The organism is Escherichia sp. Lx600-2 (genome assembly GCF_036662595.1).
GTDB classification, from domain to species: domain Bacteria; phylum Pseudomonadota; class Gammaproteobacteria; order Enterobacterales; family Enterobacteriaceae; genus Escherichia; species Escherichia coli.
In genome coordinates this window covers 38,794-58,498 of sequence record NZ_JAYQWM010000008.1, presented here as the reverse complement: position 1 = coordinate 58,498, position 19,705 = coordinate 38,794, and the positions used below count along the sequence as shown (strand labels likewise).

The window sequence follows — 19,705 nt, the reverse complement described above, 5'->3', positions numbered from 1 at the left end:
GCTGTAAGCGGCTTGCGCCTGAGAATGGCATTTGCGTCGTCGTGTGCGGCACAAAGAACAAAGAAGAGGTTTTGACCCATGACAGATAAACGCAAAGATGGCTCAGGCAAATTGCTGTATTGCTCTTTTTGCGGCAAAAGCCAGCATGAAGTGCGCAAGCTGATTGCCGGTCCATCCGTGTATATCTGCGACGAATGTGTTGATTTATGTAACGACATCATTCGCGAAGAGATTAAAGAAGTTGCACCGCATCGTGAACGCAGTGCGCTACCGACGCCGCATGAAATTCGTAACCACTTGGACGATTACGTTATCGGCCAGGAACAGGCGAAAAAAGTGCTGGCGGTCGCGGTATACAACCATTACAAACGTCTGCGCAACGGCGATACCAGCAATGGTGTCGAGTTGGGCAAAAGTAACATTCTACTGATCGGTCCGACCGGTTCCGGTAAAACGCTGTTGGCTGAAACGCTGGCGCGCCTGCTGGACGTCCCGTTCACCATGGCCGACGCAACCACGCTGACCGAAGCCGGTTATGTGGGCGAAGACGTTGAAAACATCATTCAGAAGCTGTTGCAAAAGTGCGATTACGACGTACAGAAAGCGCAGCGCGGGATTGTCTACATCGATGAAATCGACAAGATTTCTCGTAAGTCAGACAACCCGTCTATTACCCGTGACGTTTCCGGTGAAGGCGTACAGCAGGCACTGTTGAAACTGATCGAAGGTACGGTAGCTGCTGTTCCACCGCAAGGTGGGCGTAAACATCCGCAGCAGGAATTCTTGCAGGTTGATACCTCTAAGATCCTGTTTATTTGTGGCGGTGCGTTTGCCGGTCTGGATAAAGTGATTTCCCATCGTGTAGAAACCGGCTCCGGCATTGGTTTTGGCGCGACGGTAAAAGCGAAGTCCGACAAAGCAAGCGAAGGCGAGCTGCTGGCGCAGGTTGAACCGGAAGATCTGATCAAGTTTGGTCTTATCCCTGAGTTTATTGGTCGTCTGCCGGTTGTCGCAACGTTGAATGAACTGAGCGAAGAAGCTCTGATTCAGATCCTCAAAGAGCCGAAAAACGCCCTGACCAAGCAGTATCAGGCGCTGTTTAATCTGGAAGGCGTGGATCTGGAATTCCGTGACGAGGCGCTGGATGCTATCGCTAAGAAAGCGATGGCGCGTAAAACCGGTGCCCGTGGCCTGCGTTCCATCGTAGAAGCCGCACTGCTCGATACCATGTACGATCTGCCGTCCATGGAAGATGTCGAAAAAGTGGTTATCGACGAGTCGGTAATTGATGGTCAAAGCAAACCGTTGCTGATTTATGGCAAGCCGGAAGCGCAACAGGCATCTGGTGAATAATTAACCATTCCCATACAATTAGTTAACCAAAAAGGGGGGATTTTATCTCCCCTTTAATTTTTCCTCTATTCTCGGCGTTGAATGTGGGGGAAACATCCCCATATACTGACGTACATGTTAATAGATGGCGTGAAGCACAGTCGTGTCATCTGATTACCTGGCGGAAATTAAACTAAGAGAGAGCTCTATGAATCCTGAGCGTTCTGAACGCATTGAAATCCCCGTATTGCCGCTGCGCGATGTGGTGGTTTATCCGCACATGGTCATCCCCTTATTTGTCGGGCGGGAAAAATCTATCCGTTGTCTGGAAGCGGCGATGGACCATGATAAAAAAATTATGCTGGTCGCGCAGAAAGAAGCTTCAACGGATGAGCCGGGTGTAAACGATCTTTTCACCGTCGGGACCGTGGCCTCTATATTGCAGATGCTGAAACTGCCTGACGGCACCGTCAAAGTGCTGGTCGAGGGGTTACAGCGCGCGCGTATTTCTGCGCTCTCTGACAATGGCGAACACTTTTCTGCGAAGGCGGAGTATCTGGAGTCGCCGACCATTGATGAGCGAGAACAGGAAGTGCTGGTGCGTACTGCAATCAGCCAGTTCGAAGGCTACATCAAGCTGAACAAAAAAATCCCACCAGAAGTGCTGACGTCGCTGAATAGCATCGACGATCCGGCGCGTCTGGCGGATACCATTGCTGCACATATGCCGCTGAAACTGGCTGACAAACAGTCCGTTCTGGAGATGTCCGACGTTAACGAACGTCTGGAATATCTGATGGCAATGATGGAATCGGAAATCGATCTGCTGCAGGTTGAGAAACGCATTCGCAACCGCGTTAAAAAGCAGATGGAGAAATCCCAGCGTGAGTACTATCTGAACGAGCAAATGAAAGCTATTCAGAAAGAACTCGGTGAAATGGACGACGCGCCGGACGAAAACGAAGCCCTGAAGCGCAAAATCGACGCGGCGAAAATGCCGAAAGAGGCAAAAGAGAAAGCGGAAGCAGAGCTGCAGAAGCTGAAAATGATGTCTCCGATGTCGGCAGAAGCGACCGTAGTGCGTGGTTATATCGACTGGATGGTACAGGTACCGTGGAATGCGCGCAGCAAGGTCAAAAAAGACCTGCGTCAGGCGCAGGAAATCCTTGATACCGACCATTATGGTCTGGAGCGCGTGAAAGATCGAATCCTTGAGTATCTTGCGGTTCAAAGCCGTGTCAACAAAATCAAGGGACCGATCCTCTGCCTGGTAGGGCCGCCGGGGGTAGGTAAAACGTCCCTGGGTCAGTCCATCGCCAAAGCCACTGGGCGTAAATATGTCCGTATGGCGCTGGGCGGCGTGCGTGATGAAGCGGAAATCCGTGGTCACCGCCGTACTTACATCGGTTCTATGCCGGGTAAACTGATCCAGAAAATGGCGAAAGTGGGCGTGAAAAACCCGCTGTTTCTGCTCGATGAGATCGACAAAATGTCTTCTGACATGCGAGGCGATCCGGCCTCTGCACTGCTTGAAGTGCTGGATCCAGAGCAGAACGTAGCGTTCAGCGACCACTACCTGGAAGTGGATTACGATCTCAGCGACGTGATGTTTGTCGCGACGTCGAACTCCATGAACATTCCGGCACCGCTGCTGGATCGTATGGAAGTGATTCGCCTCTCCGGTTATACCGAAGATGAAAAACTGAACATCGCCAAACGTCACCTGCTGCCGAAGCAGATTGAACGTAATGCACTGAAAAAAGGTGAGCTGACCGTCGACGATAGCGCCATTATCGGCATTATTCGTTACTACACCCGTGAGGCGGGCGTGCGTGGTCTGGAGCGTGAAATCTCCAAGCTGTGCCGTAAAGCGGTTAAGCAGTTACTGCTCGATAAGTCATTAAAACATATCGAAATTAACGGCGACAACCTGCATGACTACCTTGGTGTTCAGCGTTTCGACTATGGTCGCGCTGATAACGAAAACCGTGTCGGTCAGGTAACCGGTCTGGCGTGGACTGAAGTGGGCGGTGACTTGCTGACCATTGAAACCGCATGTGTTCCGGGGAAAGGCAAACTGACCTATACCGGTTCGCTCGGCGAAGTGATGCAGGAGTCCATTCAGGCGGCGTTAACGGTGGTTCGTGCGCGTGCGGAAAAACTGGGGATCAACCCTGATTTTTACGAAAAACGCGACATCCACGTCCACGTACCGGAAGGTGCGACGCCGAAAGATGGTCCGAGTGCTGGTATTGCTATGTGCACCGCGCTGGTTTCTTGCCTGACCGGTAACCCGGTTCGTGCCGATGTGGCAATGACCGGTGAGATCACTCTGCGTGGGCAGGTACTGCCGATCGGTGGTTTGAAAGAAAAACTACTGGCAGCGCATCGCGGCGGGATTAAAACAGTGTTAATTCCGTTCGAAAATAAACGCGATCTGGAAGAGATTCCTGACAACGTAATTGCCGATCTGGACATTCATCCTGTGAAGCGCATTGAGGAAGTTCTGACTCTGGCGCTGCAAAATGAACCGTCTGGCATGCAGGTTGTGACTGCAAAATAGTGACCTCGCGCAAAATGCACTAATAAAAACAGGGCTGGCAGGCTAATTCGGGCTTGCCAGCCTTTTTTTGTCTCGCTAAGTTAGATGGCGGATCGGGCTTGCCCTTATTAAGGGGTGTTGTAAGGGGATGGCTGGCCTGATATAACTGCTGCGCGTTCGTACCTTGAAGGATTCAAGTGCGATATAAATTATAAAGAGGAAGAGAAGAGTGAATAAATCTCAATTGATCGACAAGATTGCTGCAGGGGCTGATATCTCTAAAGCTGCGGCTGGCCGTGCGTTAGATGCTATTATTGCTTCCGTAACTGAATCTCTGAAAGAAGGGGATGATGTAGCACTGGTAGGTTTTGGTACTTTTGCCGTTAAAGAGCGTGCTGCCCGTACTGGCCGCAACCCGCAGACCGGTAAAGAGATCACCATCGCTGCCGCTAAAGTACCGAGCTTCCGTGCAGGTAAAGCACTGAAAGACGCGGTAAACTAAGCGTTGTCCCCAGTGGGGATGTGACGAAGTTCAAGGGCGCATCTACTGATGTGCCTTTTTTATTTGTATTCGGTGACTTTCTGTGTCTTGTGGGCTGACAATTGCCCCCGTTTCTTGTCACAATAGGCCTTTGCGCGCATCGATACGTTGCGTGAGGTACACAGTCATCTACAGCGGAGTGTTGTTACACCATGATGGACAGCTTACGCACGGCTGCAAACAGTCTCGTGCTCAAGATTATTTTCGGTATCATTATCGTGTCGTTCATATTGACCGGCGTGAGTGGTTACCTGATTGGCGGAGGCAATAACTACGCCGCAAAAGTGAATGACCAGGAAATCAGCCGTGGGCAATTCGAGAACGCCTTCAACAGCGAGCGTAATCGCATGCAGCAACAGTTGGGCGATCAATACTCCGAGCTGGCAGCGAACGAAGGCTATATGAAAACCCTGCGTCAACAGGTGCTGAATCGTCTGATCGACGAGGCGCTGCTGGATCAGTACGCACGTGAGCTGAAACTGGGTATCAGCGATGAGCAGGTTAAACAGGCGATTTTCGCGACCCCAGCCTTCCAGGTTGACGGCAAATTTGATAACAGCCGCTATAACGGTATCCTCAACCAGATGGGGATGACCGCCGATCAGTACGCCCAGGCGCTGCGTAACCAGCTCACTACCCAACAGCTGATTAACGGCGTTGCCGGTACCGATTTTATGCTGAAAGGTGAAACCGACGAGCTGGCGGCACTGGTCGCTCAACAACGCGTGGTACGTGAAGCGACTATCGATGTTAACGCGCTGGCGGCGAAGCAGCCTGTGACCGAACAGGAGATTGCCAGCTACTACGAACAAAACAAAAATAATTTCATGACGCCGGAACAATTCCGCGTGAGTTACATCAAGCTGGATGCCGCAACGATGCAGCAACCGGTTAGCGATGCGGATATCCAGAGCTACTACGACCAGCATCAGGATCAATTCACCCAGCCGCAGCGTACCCGCTACAGCATCATCCAGACCAAAACTGAAGATGAAGCGAAAGCTGTACTTGATGCGCTGAACAAAGGCGGTGATTTTGCCGCGTTAGCAAAAGAAAAATCTGCTGATATTATCTCTGCCCGTAACGGCGGTGATATGGGTTGGTTAGAAGACTCCACCACCCCAGACGAACTGAAAAATGCCGGTCTGAAAGAAAAAGGCCAGCTTTCTGGTGTGATCAAATCCTCGGTAGGTTTCCTGATTGTCCGTCTGGATGACATTCAGCCAGCAAAAGTGAAGTCGTTAGACGAAGTTCGTGACGACATCGCAGCGAAAGTGAAACACGAAAAAGCGCTGGATGCATACTACGCACTGCAACAGAAAATAAGCGATGCAGCAAGCAACGACACTGAATCTCTGGCTGGTGCAGAGCAGGCTGCGGGCGTTAAAGCTACTCAGACTGGCTGGTTCAGCAAAGATAAGCTGCCGGAAGAGTTAAACTTCAAGCCGGTTGCAGACGCTATCTTTAACGGCGGTCTGATTGGTGAAAACGGCGCTCCGGGCATCAACTCTGACATCATCACCGTAGACGGCGATCGTGCATTCGTGCTGCGCATCAGCGAGCACAAACCGGAAGCGGTGAAACCGTTGGCAGATGTTCAGGAACAAGTTAAGGCACTGGTTCAGCACAACAAAGCTGAACAACAGGCGAAAGTGGATGCTGAGAAACTGCTGGTTGATTTGAAAGCCGGCAAAGGTGCGGAAGCTATGCAGGCTGCCGGTCTGAAATTTGGCGAGCCGAAAACCTTAAGCCGTTCCGGTCGTGACCCGATTAGCCAGGCGGCGTTTGCACTGCCACTGCCAGCGAAAGACAAACCGAGCTACGGTATGGCGACCGATATGCAAGGTAATGTGGTTCTGCTGGCGCTGGATGAAGTGAAACAAGGTTCAATGCCGGAAGATCAGAAAAAAGCGATGGTGCAGGGTATCACCCAGAACAACGCACAAATCGTCTTTGAAGCTCTGATGAGTAACCTGCGTAAAGAGGCGAAAATCAAAATTGGCGATGCGTTGGAACAGCAATAATCCTGAAGCCGCCTCGCAAAAAAATGCTTTGCAGCTGTAACAAGAAAAGGTCGCTTTCGCGGCCTTTTCCATTTCTGAACATTGCCATTTGTTTACTGTTTTCACTGCCGTTAAGGTGATTCCACTGTTAACAAACAAGGAGAAAACAGTATGAAACACGGAATTAAAGCACTGCTCATTACCCTGTCTCTGGCTTGTGCCGGAATGTCTCATAGCGCGCTGGCGGCAGCTCCTGCGGCGAAACCGACAACGGTAGAAACCAAAGCGGAAGCTCCTGCAGCACAAAGTAAAGCAGCAGTACCGGCGAAAGCCAGTGACGAAGAAGGCACCCGGGTCAGCATTAATAATGCCAGCGCGGAAGAGCTAGCCCGCGCGATGAATGGCGTTGGCCTGAAGAAAGCGCAGGCGATTGTCAGTTATCGCGAAGAGTACGGTCCGTTTAAAACGGTGGAGGATCTAAAGCAGGTGCCGGGGATGGGCAATTCGCTGGTGGAACGTAATCTGGCGGTATTAACCCTGTAATTAATTTGCATAGTGGCAATTTTTTGCCAGACTGAAGAGGTCATACCAGTTATGACCTCTGTACTTATAACAGTTTTTATAAAAACAACGTAAGGTTATTGCGCTATGCAAACACAAATCAAAGTTCGTGGATATCATCTCGACGTTTACCAGCACGTAAACAACGCCCGCTACCTTGAATTTCTCGAAGAAGCCCGCTGGGATGGGTTGGAAAATAGCGACAGTTTTCACTGGATGACGGCCCATAACATCGCTTTCGTGGTGGTGAATATCAATATTAACTATCGTCGCCCGGCGGTATTAAGCGACTTGTTAACCATTACGAGCCAGTTACAGCAATTAAACGGTAAAAGCGGCATCTTAAGCCAGGTCATTACACTGGAGCCGGAAGGGCAGGTAGTAGCGGATGCGCTTATTACGTTTGTTTGTATTGATCTTAAAACGCAGAAAGCATTAGCTCTGGAAGGGGAATTGCGCGAAAAGCTGGAGCAGATGGTTAAGTAAACGTTTTGTGTTGCCGGATGCTCAAGCCGCATCCGGCAACACTTGGAATAATTACTTCAACCCGGTTTTCTGCTTCATCGCTGCCATCACCGTCGGTTTATCGGCCAGATAATGATTCAAACCGTTGGCGCGTAAATTACATGCCGCACAATGACCGCAACCGTCGCCTTTAATGCCGTTATAGCAGGTCAACGTTTCGTTACGGACTAAATCCAGTTTGCCGTAATAATCTGCCAGCGCCCAGGTTTCCGCTTTATCAATCCACATCAGCGGCGTTTCAAAACGAATATCTTTCGCCATGCCCAAACTGACGGCATGGTTTAGTGCTTTCACAAACTCATCGCGGCAATCCGGGTAGCCAGAGAAATCCGTTTCGCAGACGCCGGTAATTACGGCTTCTGCTTTTACCTGATACGCATATATTGCCGCCAACGTCAGGAACAAAATATTACGCCCTGGGACAAACGTATTCGGGATGCCATCAGCTTCAGGTTCATAATCAGGCACCGGAATGCTGTCACGCGTCAGGCTGCTGACCGCCAGCTCGTTGAGCAGCGTTACATCAAGAACCTTATGCGCGCGTGCCCCCAGTTTCAGCGCCAGTTCGCGTGCCACGTCGATTTCTGCGCGATGGCGCTGACCGTAATCGAACGTCACGCAATGGACTTCATCATATTGTTGTAATGCCTGCACCAGACAGGTGGTGGAATCCTGGCCTCCACTGAACACAACGACAGCACGTTTCATAGATAATCCTGCTTGAACAATAAAAGCGTTATGGTAACGCCTGCGATTAACCCGGACCAGCTATTCATTGCGACGGCGCGGGAAGCCAGGCTTCGGTAAATTCAAACCAGCCGCGCGGTGTCAGTCGCACACCGTTCACGCCGGGAGGGGCACTAATGCGATAGTGATAGTTGAATAGCGGCGTCAGCGTCGCGTCTGCCATTAACTGGCTAAAAACCGCTTTCAGGGCATTAAATCGGTTTTCCTCATCAGGCATTACTTGCACCGCGTCCAGTGTCGATTGCAAATGGGCATATGCTGGAGCGTCGAAAACATGTGGCCACAGTGGATCGCAACGTAGCCATTGCTCCAGAGTATATTCCGGTGCTTCGCCAATTAATCTGTCGCCCATCATGAGGTCTGCGTGTGCCAGTAGGGTCGTGTCGTCCCAGTTTTTTGCGTTATGAAAAATAATTGTGAGTTCACAGCCTTCCGCTGCCAGTGTCGCCTGTAGGCGTTCTGCCATGGTATGAAGTTCTATCGGTAGGTGATAAACCAGCGTCAAGGTTTTCGGTAGTTTGACTTCATCCGGTACGTGCCAATGCGGAATAGTCCAGCCTGGCAGTAATGCATGACTGGCGGTGATCAGGTTTTCTCCGACTTCTAACGTTTGTAATAAACCGGATTGATGAATAATGGAGATCACTTTTCGCGCCTGCCAGAGGGACAGTCGGGGACTTTTGCGCAACGTTAAATAGCAAAAACCTAAACTGATGCCACTACTGACCTGGCTGACCCGTTGCAGCTCCTCCGGTTTGCCGATGGTGATTTGCACGGGATGCCGACAACTGGTTCCCAAATCTTTTTCGAAAAGCGGCGGAGTTATCCAGTACTCAACCGCTTTAAGCAGCGGATGACGTAAATGGTAATAATCATGGCTTTCCAGGCGCACCAGCTCCGCTGTGAATTGTGTTAAGCGAAAAGGACCCGTGCCGATCAGTGGGAATTGCGGATGCGCCAGATGGCTGCAATAGCTCGCCAGCCGGTGCGCAAGCCAGTAATCAGGGCGATGTAAAAAGAAGGTCAGACACTGCGGATGGGTGACCTCAATACGCTTCACGCTAATAAATAATTGATCCAGTGCTGGCAGTTGTAACAGCATCAATAATCGCTGGTGTAAGTGTGAGGCTTTTACTGCATCGCCGTTATGCCAGTGTAGGGTTGAACGAAGATAAAAGTCCCAGCGTAACCCGTCAGCAGAGGTTTCCCAGTGATGCGCTAAATCGCCAATCGGGCGCTGGGTATTATTATCGAAGCGGGTCAGGCCGGAAAATATCTGTCCGGCGAGATGCTGCTCGGCACGGCCGGGCAAAAAGCCCGGTTGTAGCGGTTCGAGCGGGCGATAGTAGGGAATACGCAACGTGGGTGTATCGTTTTGCCATTGTCCGCCCATAAACGGCTGTAACAGAGTGCGCAGCTCACCTGGGGCCAGTTGCGCCAGCTCCAGCACATCTTGCTGCTTTCCGGTTTCCAGTGCCTTTTCCATCATCGCATTGCGTAGCGATTCTGGCGTGACCAGAAAGCGTAATTGTCCGCGCTTTCCGCGTCCTGACTGCGCCTGCCACTCCAGCCATCCCGCCTCCTGTGCCTGACGCAACAGCGTACGAACATGGCGTTCGCTGCAAAAACAGCGTTCGGCCAGTTCGCTGACGGTGACGGTTTGCGGCTTTCCGGCGGAAGGTTGCCACAGACGTTGATACTGGTTAAGACGGTTGAGCAGTCGCATATAAACCCGGAACAATATTATTTAACTATTCACTATTACTTCCGTATATATCAGGTGATACTCAATCACCATTAACCGTGTCACAGAGTGGAGAAAGAAATGGCTCGTCTGGCAGCATTTGATATGGATGGCACTTTATTGATGCCTGACCATCATTTAGGTGAGAAAACCCTCTCTACTTTGGCGCGACTGCGTGAACGCGACATTACCCTCACTTTTGCCACGGGGCGTCATGCGCTGGAGATGCAGCATATTCTCGGGGCGATATCGCTGGATGCGTATTTGATTACCGGCAACGGAACGCGCGTGCATTCTCTGGAAGGTGAACTTTTACATCGTGATGATTTACCTGCGGATGTCGCGGAGCTGGTGCTGTATCAGCAATGGGATACCCGAGCCAGCATGCATATTTTCAATGACGACGGTTGGTTTACCGGGAAAGAGATCCCTGCGTTGTTGCAGGCATTTGTCTATAGCGGTTTTCGTTATCAAATAATCGATGTCAAAAAAATGCCACTCGGCAGCGTCACCAAGATCTGCTTCTGTGGCGATCACGACGATCTTACACGCTTGCAGATCCAGCTACACGAAGCATTATCCGAGCGTGCACATTTGTGTTTTTCCGCCACGGATTGCCTCGAAGTGCTGCCGGTGGGCTGCAATAAAGGCGCTGCACTGACGGTGCTGACCCAACATTTAGGTTTATCGTTGCGCGATTGCATGGCCTTTGGTGATGCGATGAACGATCGCGAAATGTTAGGCAGCGTCGGTAGCGGATTTATTATGGGCAATGCGATGCCGCAACTGCGCGCGGAGCTCCCGCATTTACCGGTGATTGGACATTGCCGAAATCAGGCTGTCTCTCACTATTTGACGCACTGGCTGGACTATCCACATCTACCTTATTCCCCCGAATAACGAGATCCCTTCCAGCACCGGGCAATTGCCCGGTTTTTTTTGCGTTGAATTTGTCATTTTGTGCCGTGGTGTTTAAACCGCACAGAATAAATTGTCGTGATTTCACCTTTAAAATAAAATTAAAAGAGAAAAAAATTCTCTGTGGAAGGGCTATGTTAGATAAAATTGACCGTAAGCTGCTGGCCTTACTGCAGCAGGATTGCACCCTCTCTTTGCAGGCACTGGCTGAAGCCGTTAATCTGACAACCACCCCTTGCTGGAAGCGCCTGAAACGGCTGGAGGACGACGGTATCCTTATCGGCAAAGTCGCCCTGCTGGATCCGGAAAAAATAGGCCTCGGTCTGACCGCCTTTGTGCTGATAAAAACGCAACATCACAGCAGCGAATGGTATTGCCGCTTTGTCACGGTGGTTACCGAAATGCCAGAAGTGCTGGGGTTCTGGCGCATGGCTGGTGAATACGATTATCTGATGCGCGTCCAGGTTGCCGACATGAAACGCTACGACGAGTTTTATAAGCGTCTGGTAAACAGCGTGCCGGGGCTGTCGGACGTCACTTCCAGCTTCGCGATGGAACAGATTAAATACACCACTTCTTTACCCATCGAATAAATATCCAGAATCAGGTCAGGACACAACGCGTGCGATTATTTGCTCAATTAAGCTGGTATTTCCGTCGGGAATGGCGTCGCTATCTCGGGGCTGTCGCCTTGCTTGTCATTATCGCGATGCTGCAACTGGTTCCGCCAAAAGTGGTTGGTATTGTTGTCGATGGCGTAACAGAACAACACTTTACTACCGGGCAGATCCTGATGTGGATCGCCACCATGGTGCTGATTGCCGTTGTGGTTTATCTCCTGCGTTACGTCTGGCGCGTATTGCTGTTTGGTGCGTCTTATCAACTGGCTGTTGAACTGCGTGAAGATTATTACCGTCAGCTAAGCCGGCAGCATCCTGAGTTTTACCTGCGTCATCGCACGGGTGACCTCATGGCTCGTGCGACTAATGACGTCGATCGCGTCGTGTTTGCCGCCGGAGAAGGGGTGCTGACGCTGGTGGATTCACTGGTAATGGGCTGCGCTGTGTTGATTATGATGTCTACGCAAATTAGCTGGCAGTTGACCTTATTTGCCCTGTTACCGATGCCAGTGATGGCGATCATGATTAAGCGCAACGGCGATGCTTTGCATGAACGCTTTAAGCTGGCACAGGCGGCGTTTTCCAGTCTTAATGACCGCACCCAGGAAAGCCTCACCAGTATCCGCATGATCAAAGCCTTTGGTCTGGAAGATCGCCAGTCGGCGTTATTTGCCGCGGATGCCGAAGATACCGGCAAAAAAAACATGCGGGTGGCGCGTATTGATGCTCGTTTCGACCCGACCATCTATATCGCGATTGGTATGGCGAACTTGCTGGCGATTGGCGGCGGTAGTTGGATGGTGGTGCAGGGCAGTTTAACGCTGGGCCAGCTCACCAGTTTTATGATGTATTTAGGTCTGATGATTTGGCCAATGCTGGCGCTGGCATGGATGTTTAACATTGTGGAACGTGGTAGTGCTGCGTACAGCCGTATTCGCGCGATGCTGGCGGAAGCGCCGGTGGTGAACGATGGTAGCGAACCCGTGCCGGAAGGGCGTGGCGAACTGGATGTAAATATTCACCAGTTCACGTATCCGCAGACTGACCATCCTGCGCTGGAAAACGTCAATTTCGCCCTGAAACCCGGTCAGATGCTGGGTATCTGCGGGCCGACTGGTTCCGGCAAAAGTACCCTGTTGTCGCTCATTCAGCGTCATTTCGACGTCAGCGAGGGGGATATTCGCTTTCATGATATTCCTCTGACGAAGTTACAACTCGATAGCTGGCGTAGCCGCCTGGCGGTAGTTAGCCAGACGCCATTCCTTTTTTCTGACACCGTGGCGAATAACATCGCGCTGGGTTGCCCGAATGCCACCCAGCAAGAGATTGAGCATGTCGCGCGGTTAGCCAGCGTACATGACGATATTTTGCGTCTACCGCAAGGTTACGATACAGAGGTGGGCGAGCGCGGTGTGATGCTTTCCGGCGGGCAAAAACAGCGTATCTCCATTGCTCGTGCGTTATTAGTCAACGCGGAAATCCTCATCCTTGATGATGCGCTTTCGGCGGTGGACGGACGCACAGAGCACCAGATCCTGCATAACCTGCGTCAGTGGGGACAGGGAAGAACGGTAATAATCAGTGCCCATCGCCTTTCTGCACTGACGGAAGCCAGTGAAATTATTGTGATGCAGCACGGACATATCGCCCAGCGTGGCAATCATGATGTGCTGGCACAACAAAGCGGCTGGTATAGCGATATGTATCGCTATCAACAACTGGAGGCGGCGCTCGACGACGCTCCGGAAAATCGCGAGGAGGCCGTCGATGCGTAGTTTTAGCCAACTGTGGCCAACTCTCAAGCGCCTGTTAGCGTACGGTTCACCGTGGCGTAAACCGCTGGGGATTGCGGTCCTGATGATGTGGGTTGCGGCGGCGGCAGAAGTCAGTGGGCCGCTGCTTATCAGCTATTTTATCGACAATATGGTAGCGAAAAATAACCTGCCGTTGAAAGTGGTTGCAGGGCTGGCTGCGGCGTATGTTGGGCTACAACTGTTTGCCGCCGGGCTACATTACGCGCAGTCGCTGCTGTTTAATCGGGCGGCAGTAGGCGTAGTGCAACAGTTGCGTACCGACGTGATGGATGCTGCGTTACGCCAGCCATTAAGCGAGTTTGATACCCAACCCGTCGGGCAGGTGATTTCCCGCGTCACTAATGACACTGAAGTGATCCGCGATCTCTACGTTACCGTAGTGGCAACTGTCCTGCGCAGTGCCGCACTGGTGGGCGCGATGCTGGTGGCGATGTTCAGCCTCGACTGGCGAATGGCGCTGGTGGCGATAATGATTTTCCCGGTGGTGCTGGTGGTAATGGTGATATATCAGCGTTACAGCACGCCGATTGTCCGTCGTGTGCGCGCTTATCTGGCAGATATCAACGACGGCTTTAACGAAATCATCAATGGCATGAGCGTTATCCAGCAGTTCCGTCAGCAGGCGCGATTTGGCGAACGCATGGGTGAGGCCAGTCGTTCACACTATATGGCGAGGATGCAAACCCTGCGCCTCGACGGTTTTCTGCTGCGTCCGCTGCTGAGTCTGTTTTCATCGCTCATTCTTTGTGGCTTGTTGATGCTGTTTGGCTTCTCCGCCAGCGGCACCATTGAAGTGGGCGTGTTGTATGCGTTTATCAGCTATCTTGGGCGACTTAACGAACCCTTAATCGAACTGACCACGCAGCAGGCGATGCTGCAACAGGCTGTTGTTGCTGGTGAGCGCGTGTTTGAGCTGATGGACGGACCGCGCCAGCAATATGGCAATGATGATTGCCCGTTACAGAGTGGCACCATCGAAGTCGATAACGTGTCATTTGCTTATCGCGATAACAATCTGGTGCTAAAGAACATTAATCTCTCTGTGCCTTCGCGCAATTTTGTGGCGCTGGTCGGGCATACCGGCAGTGGCAAAAGCACCCTCGCCAGTTTATTGATGGGCTATTACCCGCTAACGGAAGGTGAGATTCGCCTTGATGGTCGTCCATTAAGTTCGCTAAGTCACAGCGCGCTGCGCCAGGGCGTGGCAATGGTGCAGCAAGATCCGGTGGTGCTGGCGGATACCTTCCTCGCCAACGTGACGCTGGGACGTGATATCTCCGAAGAACGCGTCTGGCAGGCGCTGGAAACCGTGCAACTGGCGGAGCTGGCGCGTAGCATGAGCGACGGTATTTACACGCCGCTGGGCGAGCAGGGGAATAATCTCTCAGTCGGGCAAAAGCAACTGCTGGCACTGGCACGCGTGTTGGTGGAGACGCCGCAAATCCTGATCCTTGATGAGGCAACCGCCAGCATTGACTCCGGTACTGAACAGGCGATTCAACATGCTCTGGCGGCGGTGCGTGAACATACCACGCTGGTGGTGATTGCTCATCGCTTATCGACCATTGTTGATGCCGACACCATTCTGGTGCTTCATCGTGGGCAAGCCGTGGAGCAGGGCACTCACCAGCAACTGCTGGCGGCCCAGGGACGCTACTGGCAGATGTATCAACTGCAACTTGCGGGCGAAGAGCTGGCAGCCAGCGTGCGTGAAGAGGAATCATTGAGCGCCTGAATAGCGCAATATTTCATCGTTGGTGCAAAAATGTAACGCACTGTGCACTGTCATAGTGCGTTTTCATTTTCAAACTTCTTAACTTCCTGCTCTCTTTCTCATTTTTCATTTCTGGCACACCGCTTGCAATATCTTCTTCGTGTAGCAGAACCATTACCGAATTCTGACCGGAGGGGATCTATGAAGCTGGTGACCGTGATAATCAAACCATTCAAGCTGGAAGACGTTCGTGAAGCGTTATCTTCCATTGGTATTCAGGGCCTGACCGTCACCGAAGTGAAAGGTTTCGGGCGTCAGAAAGGGCATGCCGAGCTGTACCGGGGGGCGGAATACAGCGTCAACTTCCTGCCAAAAGTAAAAATTGATGTGGCGATTGCTGATGACCAACTCGATGAAGTGATCGATATCGTCAGTAAGGCGGCTTACACCGGAAAAATTGGCGACGGCAAAATCTTTGTCGCTGAATTGCAACGCGTCATTCGTATTCGTACCGGCGAAGCCGACGAAGCGGCGCTGTAATCTCTGGCACACAGCAACAGGAACGAAAAATGAAGATAGCGACGATAAAAACTGGGCTTGCTTCACTGGCGATGCTGCCGGGACTGGTAATGGCTGCACCTGCGGTGGCCGATAAAGCCGACAATGCGTTTATGATGATCTGTACTGCGCTAGTGCTGTTTATGACTATTCCGGGGATTGCCCTGTTTTACGGTGGGTTGATTCGCGGCAAAAACGTGCTGTCGATGCTGACGCAGGTGACGGTGACATTTGCACTGGTCTGTATTCTCTGGGTGGTTTACGGTTACTCGCTGGCGTTTGGTGAGGGCAACAACTTCTTCGGCAACATTAACTGGTTGATGCTGAAAAACATCGAACTGACGGCGGTGATGGGCAGCATTTATCAGTATATCCACGTGGCGTTTCAGGGATCGTTTGCCTGCATTACCGTAGGCTTGATAGTTGGGGCGCTGGCGGAACGAATCCGCTTCTCAGCTGTGTTGATTTTCGTGGTGGTATGGCTGACGCTCTCTTACATTCCGATTGCGCATATGGTCTGGGGCGGTGGTTTGCTGGCTTCTCACGGTGCGCTGGATTTCGCGGGTGGCACCGTGGTGCACATTAACGCCGCAATCGCCGGTCTGGTGGGCGCGTATCTGATAGGCAAACGCGTGGGCTTCGGCAAAGAGGCGTTTAAACCGCACAACCTGCCGATGGTCTTCACCGGGACTGCCATTCTCTATATCGGTTGGTTTGGCTTTAACGCCGGGTCAGCGGGCACGGCGAATGAAATCGCGGCACTGGCATTTGTGAATACTGTGGTCGCAACGGCGGCGGCAATTCTTGGCTGGATCTTCGGTGAATGGGCGCTGCGTGGTAAGCCTTCACTGCTGGGGGCGTGTTCTGGCGCGATTGCCGGTCTGGTCGGCGTGACGCCAGCGTGTGGCTACATTGGTGTTGGCGGCGCGTTGATTATCGGCGTGGTAGCTGGTCTGGCGGGCTTGTGGGGCGTTACCATGCTCAAACGCTTGCTGCGGGTGGATGATCCCTGCGATGTCTTCGGTGTGCACGGCGTTTGTGGCATTGTCGGCTGTATCATGACCGGGATTTTTGCCGCCAGCTCGCTGGGCGGCGTGGGCTTCGCTGAAGGTGTGACGATGGGCCATCAGTTGCTGGTACAGTTGGAAAGCATTGCCATTACGATCGTCTGGTCCGGTGTGGTGGCATTTATTGGCTACAAACTGGCGGATCTGACGGTTGGCCTGCGTGTGCCGGAAGAACAAGAGCGAGAAGGGCTGGACGTCAACAGTCACGGCGAGAATGCCTATAACGCGTAACAAGCACTGCAAAAAACAGCCGGACGGTTTTCACCTCCGGCTATTTTTTTAATTGTGATTACGCATCACCCCTTCCTGAACGGTCGAGGCAACCAGTACGCCGTCCTGGGTATAAAACTCACCGCGCACAAAGCCACGTGCGCTGGACGCCGAGGTGCTCTCCACGCTATACAGCAGCCATTCATTCAAATTAAACGGGCGATGGAACCACATGGAATGGTCAATGGTGGCAATCTGAATCCCCGGTTCGAGAAAACCGATGCCGTGCGGCTGTAGAGCTACCGGCAGGAAGTTAAGATCAGAAGCGTAACCGAGCAGATACTGATGAACGCGCAGGTCATCCGGCACGCTACCATTTGCGCGGATCCACACCTGACGATGTGGTTCTGCGACGTGACCTTTCAGTGGGTTATGAAACTCCACCGGACGGACTTCCAGCGGACGATCGCAGATGAATTTATCTTTCAGCACTGGCGGCAGCAGGTGCGCCAGCGACTGGGCGATTTGCGTTTCCGAAGGCAGGCCATCAGGCGCTGGCGCGGACGGCATTGTTTTTTGATGTTCGAAACCCGCTTCTGGTGCCTGGAAAGAGGCCGTCATATAAAAAATCGGTTTGCCGTTTTGAATAGCAGCAACCCGGCGGGCGCTGAAGCTGTTACCGTCACGCAGCGTTTCGACATCATAAATAATCGGCTTCTTACTATCGCCAGGGCGAAGAAAGTAGCTGTGAAACGAATGTACCAGCCGCTCTTCAGGGACGGTCTCTTTTGCAGCATACAAGGCCTGACCCACGACCTGGCCGCCAAACACCTGGCGTAAACCTAAATCTTCACTCTGGCCGCGAAAGAGTCCTTCCTCAATTTTTTCCAGATTTAACAATGTCAGTAAATTTTTTAGCGCCTGACTCATATAACTCTCCAGTAACAAAGCTGCCGCAGCAAGCCAAAGTGAGTTGAGTATAACGCAAATTTGCTACTGGTCCGATGGGTGCAATGGTCTGAATTACGGGCTAATTACAGGCAGAAATGCGTGATGTGTGCCACACTTGTTGACGTTACTATTTTGTTAACCACTCTTCCGGCGAGGAAAGTTAGCCCGCTGGTGCATTGATAATAAGGAGAAATGAATGAAACTCGTGCACATGGCCAGTGGTTTAGCGGTTGCGATTGCGTTGGCGGCTTGCGCAGATAAAAGCGCGGATATTCAGACGCCAGCCCCGGCTGCAAATACGTCTATTTCAGCAACACAACAACCTGCTATCCAGCAACCGAATGTCTTCGGTACCGTCTGGATCCGTCAGAAAGTCGCACTGCCGCCTGATGCTGTGCTGACCGTGACACTTTCTGACGCGTCGTTAGCCGATGCACCGTCAAAAGTGCTGGCGCAGAAAGCGGTGCGTACTGAAGGTAAACAGTCACCATTCAGCTTTGTTCTGCCATTTAACCCGGCAGATGTTCAGCCGAACGCGCGTATTCTGTTGAGTGCGGCGATTACCGTGAATGACAAACTGGTATTTATCACCGATACCGTTCAGCCGGTGATCAACCAGGGCGGAACTAAAGCCGACCTGACATTGGTGCCGGTACAGCAAACCGCCGTGCCGGTTCAGGCCAGCGGTGGCGCAACGACTACCGTACCTTCGACTTCACCAACTCAGGTGAATCCGTCTTCGGCAGTTCCAGCTCCTACGCAATATTAAGCGACGTTAACCCTCTCCGCCCGGAGAGGGTTAGTAGTTCCAGCGATAACGCTGCAAGTCGATTTGCCCGCTTCCCGATACCATCACACCTTCTGCCAGTAATGCCTGTCGCTGACGCTGTAAATCCGGTCCGGTTAGCGAAATTGTGCCGTGGCGATTAACCACCCGGTGCCAGGGTAAGGTGCTGCCTTCAGGGAGACGCTTTAACACACCGCCCACCTGGCGCGCGGCGCGGGGCGATCCCGCCAGTTTCGCCACATCACCGTAAGTGGTTACATAGCCTTCGGGAATAGCGGCGACGATTTGCCAGACGCGTTGGGGAAATGAATCTTCTTTTTCCATCTTTTCTTCCTGAGTTAATTTTTCAGCATAATCTGGAAAAACGCCCGAGTGAAGCCGCATTGCGCAAGAAACCAGCATCTGGCACGCAATGGGTTGCAATTAGCCGGGGCAGCAGTGATAATGCGCCTGCGCGTTGGTTCTCAACGCTCTCAATGGGGGCTCTGTTGGTTCTCCCGCAACGCTACTCTGTTTACCAGGTCAGGTCCGGAAGGAAGCAGCCAAGGCAGATGACGCGTGTGCCGGGATGTAGCTGGCAGGGCCCCCACCCATTTCTGCCTCCCACCGTTTCGTCAAAAAATCCCAACATGGCTAAACTTTAACCACAACTGACGTCGCAAGAATTGTCTGGCTGCGCAGTACGCTTCGGAGGTATGTCTGATGAAGTATGTTGATGGTTTTGTGGTTGCCGTTCCTGCCGATAAAAAGGATGCCTATCGGGAAATGGCCGCTAAGGCCGCGCCATTGTTTAAAGAGTTTGGCGCGCTTCGTATTGTCGAATGCTGGGCCAGCGATGTACCGGATGGCAAAGTGACCGATTTTCGTATGGCGGTGAAAGCGGAAGAGAATGAAGAGGTTGTCTTTAGCTGGATTGAATACCCTTCAAAAGAGGTCCGCGACGCAGCTAATCAAAAGATGATGTCGGACCCACGGATGAAAGAGTTCGGCGAGTCCATGCCGTTTGACGGCAAGCGAATGATCTATGGCGGATTCGAGTCAATCATCGACGAATAGGTAGCGTGACGGGCT

Annotated in this window: 18 protein-coding genes and 1 other RNA gene; 15 read left to right on the top strand and 4 right to left on the bottom strand. The window is 52.1% G+C overall.

Annotated elements, in window-relative coordinates; all coding sequences use genetic code 11:
- Positions 1-78: 78 nt before the first annotated feature.
- The 6 genes from clpX (at position 79) to fadM (ending at position 7,465) form a co-directional block, all read left to right on the top strand.
- Complete coding sequence (clpX, locus tag OQV04_RS04855) at positions 79-1,353, top strand: ATP-dependent protease ATP-binding subunit ClpX (protein WP_000130305.1); 1,275 nt, start codon at positions 79-81, stop codon at positions 1,351-1,353.
- Positions 1,354-1,540: 187 nt separating this feature from the next.
- Complete coding sequence (gene lon / locus OQV04_RS04850) at positions 1,541-3,895, top strand: endopeptidase La (RefSeq protein WP_001295325.1); 2,355 nt, start codon at positions 1,541-1,543, stop codon at positions 3,893-3,895.
- Positions 3,896-4,085: 190 nt separating this feature from the next.
- Positions 4,086-4,376, top strand: a complete 291-nt coding sequence (hupB, locus tag OQV04_RS04845; protein ID WP_254892905.1) for a nucleoid-associated protein HU-beta — start codon at positions 4,086-4,088, stop codon at positions 4,374-4,376.
- Positions 4,377-4,567: 191 nt separating this feature from the next.
- The gene (gene ppiD, locus OQV04_RS04840) at positions 4,568-6,439 is read left to right on the top strand and encodes a peptidylprolyl isomerase (RefSeq protein ID WP_032280402.1); all 1,872 of its coding nucleotides are present in this window, start codon (positions 4,568-4,570) and stop codon (positions 6,437-6,439) included.
- A gap of 150 nt (positions 6,440-6,589) precedes the next feature.
- Positions 6,590-6,961: a helix-hairpin-helix domain-containing protein gene (locus tag OQV04_RS04835; protein ID WP_000680294.1), complete on the top strand. Its 372-nt coding sequence runs from the start codon at positions 6,590-6,592 to the stop codon at positions 6,959-6,961.
- A 105-nt stretch (positions 6,962-7,066) separates the two neighbouring features.
- The gene (fadM, locus tag OQV04_RS04830; protein ID WP_001194525.1) at positions 7,067-7,465 is read left to right on the top strand and encodes a long-chain acyl-CoA thioesterase FadM; all 399 of its coding nucleotides are present in this window, start codon (positions 7,067-7,069) and stop codon (positions 7,463-7,465) included.
- Positions 7,466-7,516: 51 nt separating this feature from the next.
- On the opposite strand, the gene queC is transcribed toward fadM, so the two are convergent.
- Both queC and OQV04_RS04820 read right to left on the bottom strand, forming a co-directional pair.
- Positions 7,517-8,212, bottom strand: coding sequence for a 7-cyano-7-deazaguanine synthase QueC (queC, locus tag OQV04_RS04825; RefSeq protein ID WP_000817227.1), 696 nt, complete (start codon positions 8,210-8,212; stop codon positions 7,517-7,519).
- Positions 8,213-8,276: 64 nt separating this feature from the next.
- Positions 8,277-9,977 (bottom strand): SgrR family transcriptional regulator, encoded by a 1,701-nt coding sequence (locus OQV04_RS04820; protein ID WP_032280404.1) that lies wholly within the window; start codon positions 9,975-9,977, stop codon positions 8,277-8,279.
- A gap of 99 nt (positions 9,978-10,076) precedes the next feature.
- Here OQV04_RS04820 and cof point away from each other — a divergent pair, with 99 nt between their 5' ends.
- From cof to amtB, 6 genes are all read left to right on the top strand, one after another.
- Entirely contained in the window at positions 10,077-10,895 is an 819-nt protein-coding gene (gene cof, locus OQV04_RS04815) for an HMP-PP phosphatase (protein WP_032280405.1), read from the top strand.
- Between the two features lie 152 nt (positions 10,896-11,047).
- Positions 11,048-11,506: a DNA-binding transcriptional regulator DecR gene (gene decR / locus OQV04_RS04810; protein WP_000884589.1), complete on the top strand. Its 459-nt coding sequence runs from the start codon at positions 11,048-11,050 to the stop codon at positions 11,504-11,506.
- Between the two features lie 29 nt (positions 11,507-11,535).
- Positions 11,536-13,308, top strand: a complete 1,773-nt coding sequence (locus OQV04_RS04805; RefSeq protein WP_032280406.1) for a SmdA family multidrug ABC transporter permease/ATP-binding protein — start codon at positions 11,536-11,538, stop codon at positions 13,306-13,308.
- The gene (locus OQV04_RS04800; protein ID WP_032280407.1) at positions 13,301-15,082 is read left to right on the top strand and encodes a SmdB family multidrug efflux ABC transporter permease/ATP-binding protein; all 1,782 of its coding nucleotides are present in this window, start codon (positions 13,301-13,303) and stop codon (positions 15,080-15,082) included. Before OQV04_RS04805 ends, OQV04_RS04800 begins: the two co-directional genes overlap by 8 nt.
- 180 nt (positions 15,083-15,262) lie before the next feature.
- Positions 15,263-15,601, top strand: coding sequence for a P-II family nitrogen regulator (glnK, locus tag OQV04_RS04795; RefSeq protein ID WP_000780338.1), 339 nt, complete (start codon positions 15,263-15,265; stop codon positions 15,599-15,601).
- Between the two features lie 29 nt (positions 15,602-15,630).
- A complete protein-coding gene (amtB, locus tag OQV04_RS04790; protein WP_000685029.1) occupies positions 15,631-16,917 on the top strand; it encodes an ammonium transporter AmtB in 1,287 nt (428 codons plus the stop codon).
- 48 nt (positions 16,918-16,965) lie between these two features.
- On the opposite strand, the gene tesB is transcribed toward amtB, so the two are convergent.
- Positions 16,966-17,826: an acyl-CoA thioesterase II gene (tesB, locus tag OQV04_RS04785; RefSeq protein WP_000075876.1), complete on the bottom strand. Its 861-nt coding sequence runs from the start codon at positions 17,824-17,826 to the stop codon at positions 16,966-16,968.
- A gap of 217 nt (positions 17,827-18,043) precedes the next feature.
- On the opposite strand from tesB, the gene OQV04_RS04780 reads away from it, so the two are divergent.
- Entirely contained in the window at positions 18,044-18,616 is a 573-nt protein-coding gene (locus tag OQV04_RS04780) for a YbaY family lipoprotein (protein WP_032280408.1), read from the top strand.
- A gap of 30 nt (positions 18,617-18,646) precedes the next feature.
- Here OQV04_RS04780 and OQV04_RS04775 read toward each other — a convergent pair whose 3' ends face one another.
- Positions 18,647-18,958 (bottom strand): MGMT family protein, encoded by a 312-nt coding sequence (locus OQV04_RS04775; protein WP_000409911.1) that lies wholly within the window; start codon positions 18,956-18,958, stop codon positions 18,647-18,649.
- A gap of 162 nt (positions 18,959-19,120) precedes the next feature.
- Here OQV04_RS04775 and ffs point away from each other — a divergent pair.
- Together ffs and OQV04_RS04765 are read left to right on the top strand one after the other, a co-directional pair.
- An RNA gene (ffs, locus tag OQV04_RS04770) (signal recognition particle sRNA small type) lies at positions 19,121-19,217 on the top strand.
- Positions 19,218-19,336: 119 nt separating this feature from the next.
- Complete coding sequence (locus tag OQV04_RS04765) at positions 19,337-19,690, top strand: DUF1428 domain-containing protein (RefSeq protein WP_000878140.1); 354 nt, start codon at positions 19,337-19,339, stop codon at positions 19,688-19,690.
- Positions 19,691-19,705 lie beyond the last annotated feature (15 nt).

Bases quoted from the DNA above. Each gene is read 5' to 3' on its own strand.
- clpX (WP_000130305.1), top strand. From the start codon at position 79: ATGACAGATAAACGCAAAGATGGCTCAGGCAAATTGCTGTATTGCTCT.
- lon (WP_001295325.1), top strand. From the start codon at position 1,541: ATGAATCCTGAGCGTTCTGAACGCATTGAAATCCCCGTATTGCCGCTG.
- ppiD (WP_032280402.1), top strand. From the start codon at position 4,568: ATGATGGACAGCTTACGCACGGCTGCAAACAGTCTCGTGCTCAAGATT.
- OQV04_RS04835 (WP_000680294.1), top strand. From the start codon at position 6,590: ATGAAACACGGAATTAAAGCACTGCTCATTACCCTGTCTCTGGCTTGT.
- fadM (WP_001194525.1), top strand. From the start codon at position 7,067: ATGCAAACACAAATCAAAGTTCGTGGATATCATCTCGACGTTTACCAG.
- queC (WP_000817227.1), bottom strand. From the start codon at position 8,212: ATGAAACGTGCTGTCGTTGTGTTCAGTGGAGGCCAGGATTCCACCACC.
- OQV04_RS04820 (WP_032280404.1), bottom strand. From the start codon at position 9,977: ATGCGACTGCTCAACCGTCTTAACCAGTATCAACGTCTGTGGCAACCT.
- cof (WP_032280405.1), top strand. From the start codon at position 10,077: ATGGCTCGTCTGGCAGCATTTGATATGGATGGCACTTTATTGATGCCT.
- decR (WP_000884589.1), top strand. From the start codon at position 11,048: ATGTTAGATAAAATTGACCGTAAGCTGCTGGCCTTACTGCAGCAGGAT.
- OQV04_RS04800 (WP_032280407.1), top strand. From the start codon at position 13,301: ATGCGTAGTTTTAGCCAACTGTGGCCAACTCTCAAGCGCCTGTTAGCG.
- glnK (WP_000780338.1), top strand. From the start codon at position 15,263: ATGAAGCTGGTGACCGTGATAATCAAACCATTCAAGCTGGAAGACGTT.
- amtB (WP_000685029.1), top strand. From the start codon at position 15,631: ATGAAGATAGCGACGATAAAAACTGGGCTTGCTTCACTGGCGATGCTG.
- tesB (WP_000075876.1), bottom strand. From the start codon at position 17,826: ATGAGTCAGGCGCTAAAAAATTTACTGACATTGTTAAATCTGGAAAAA.
- OQV04_RS04780 (WP_032280408.1), top strand. From the start codon at position 18,044: ATGAAACTCGTGCACATGGCCAGTGGTTTAGCGGTTGCGATTGCGTTG.
- OQV04_RS04775 (WP_000409911.1), bottom strand. From the start codon at position 18,958: ATGGAAAAAGAAGATTCATTTCCCCAACGCGTCTGGCAAATCGTCGCC.
- OQV04_RS04765 (WP_000878140.1), top strand. From the start codon at position 19,337: ATGAAGTATGTTGATGGTTTTGTGGTTGCCGTTCCTGCCGATAAAAAG.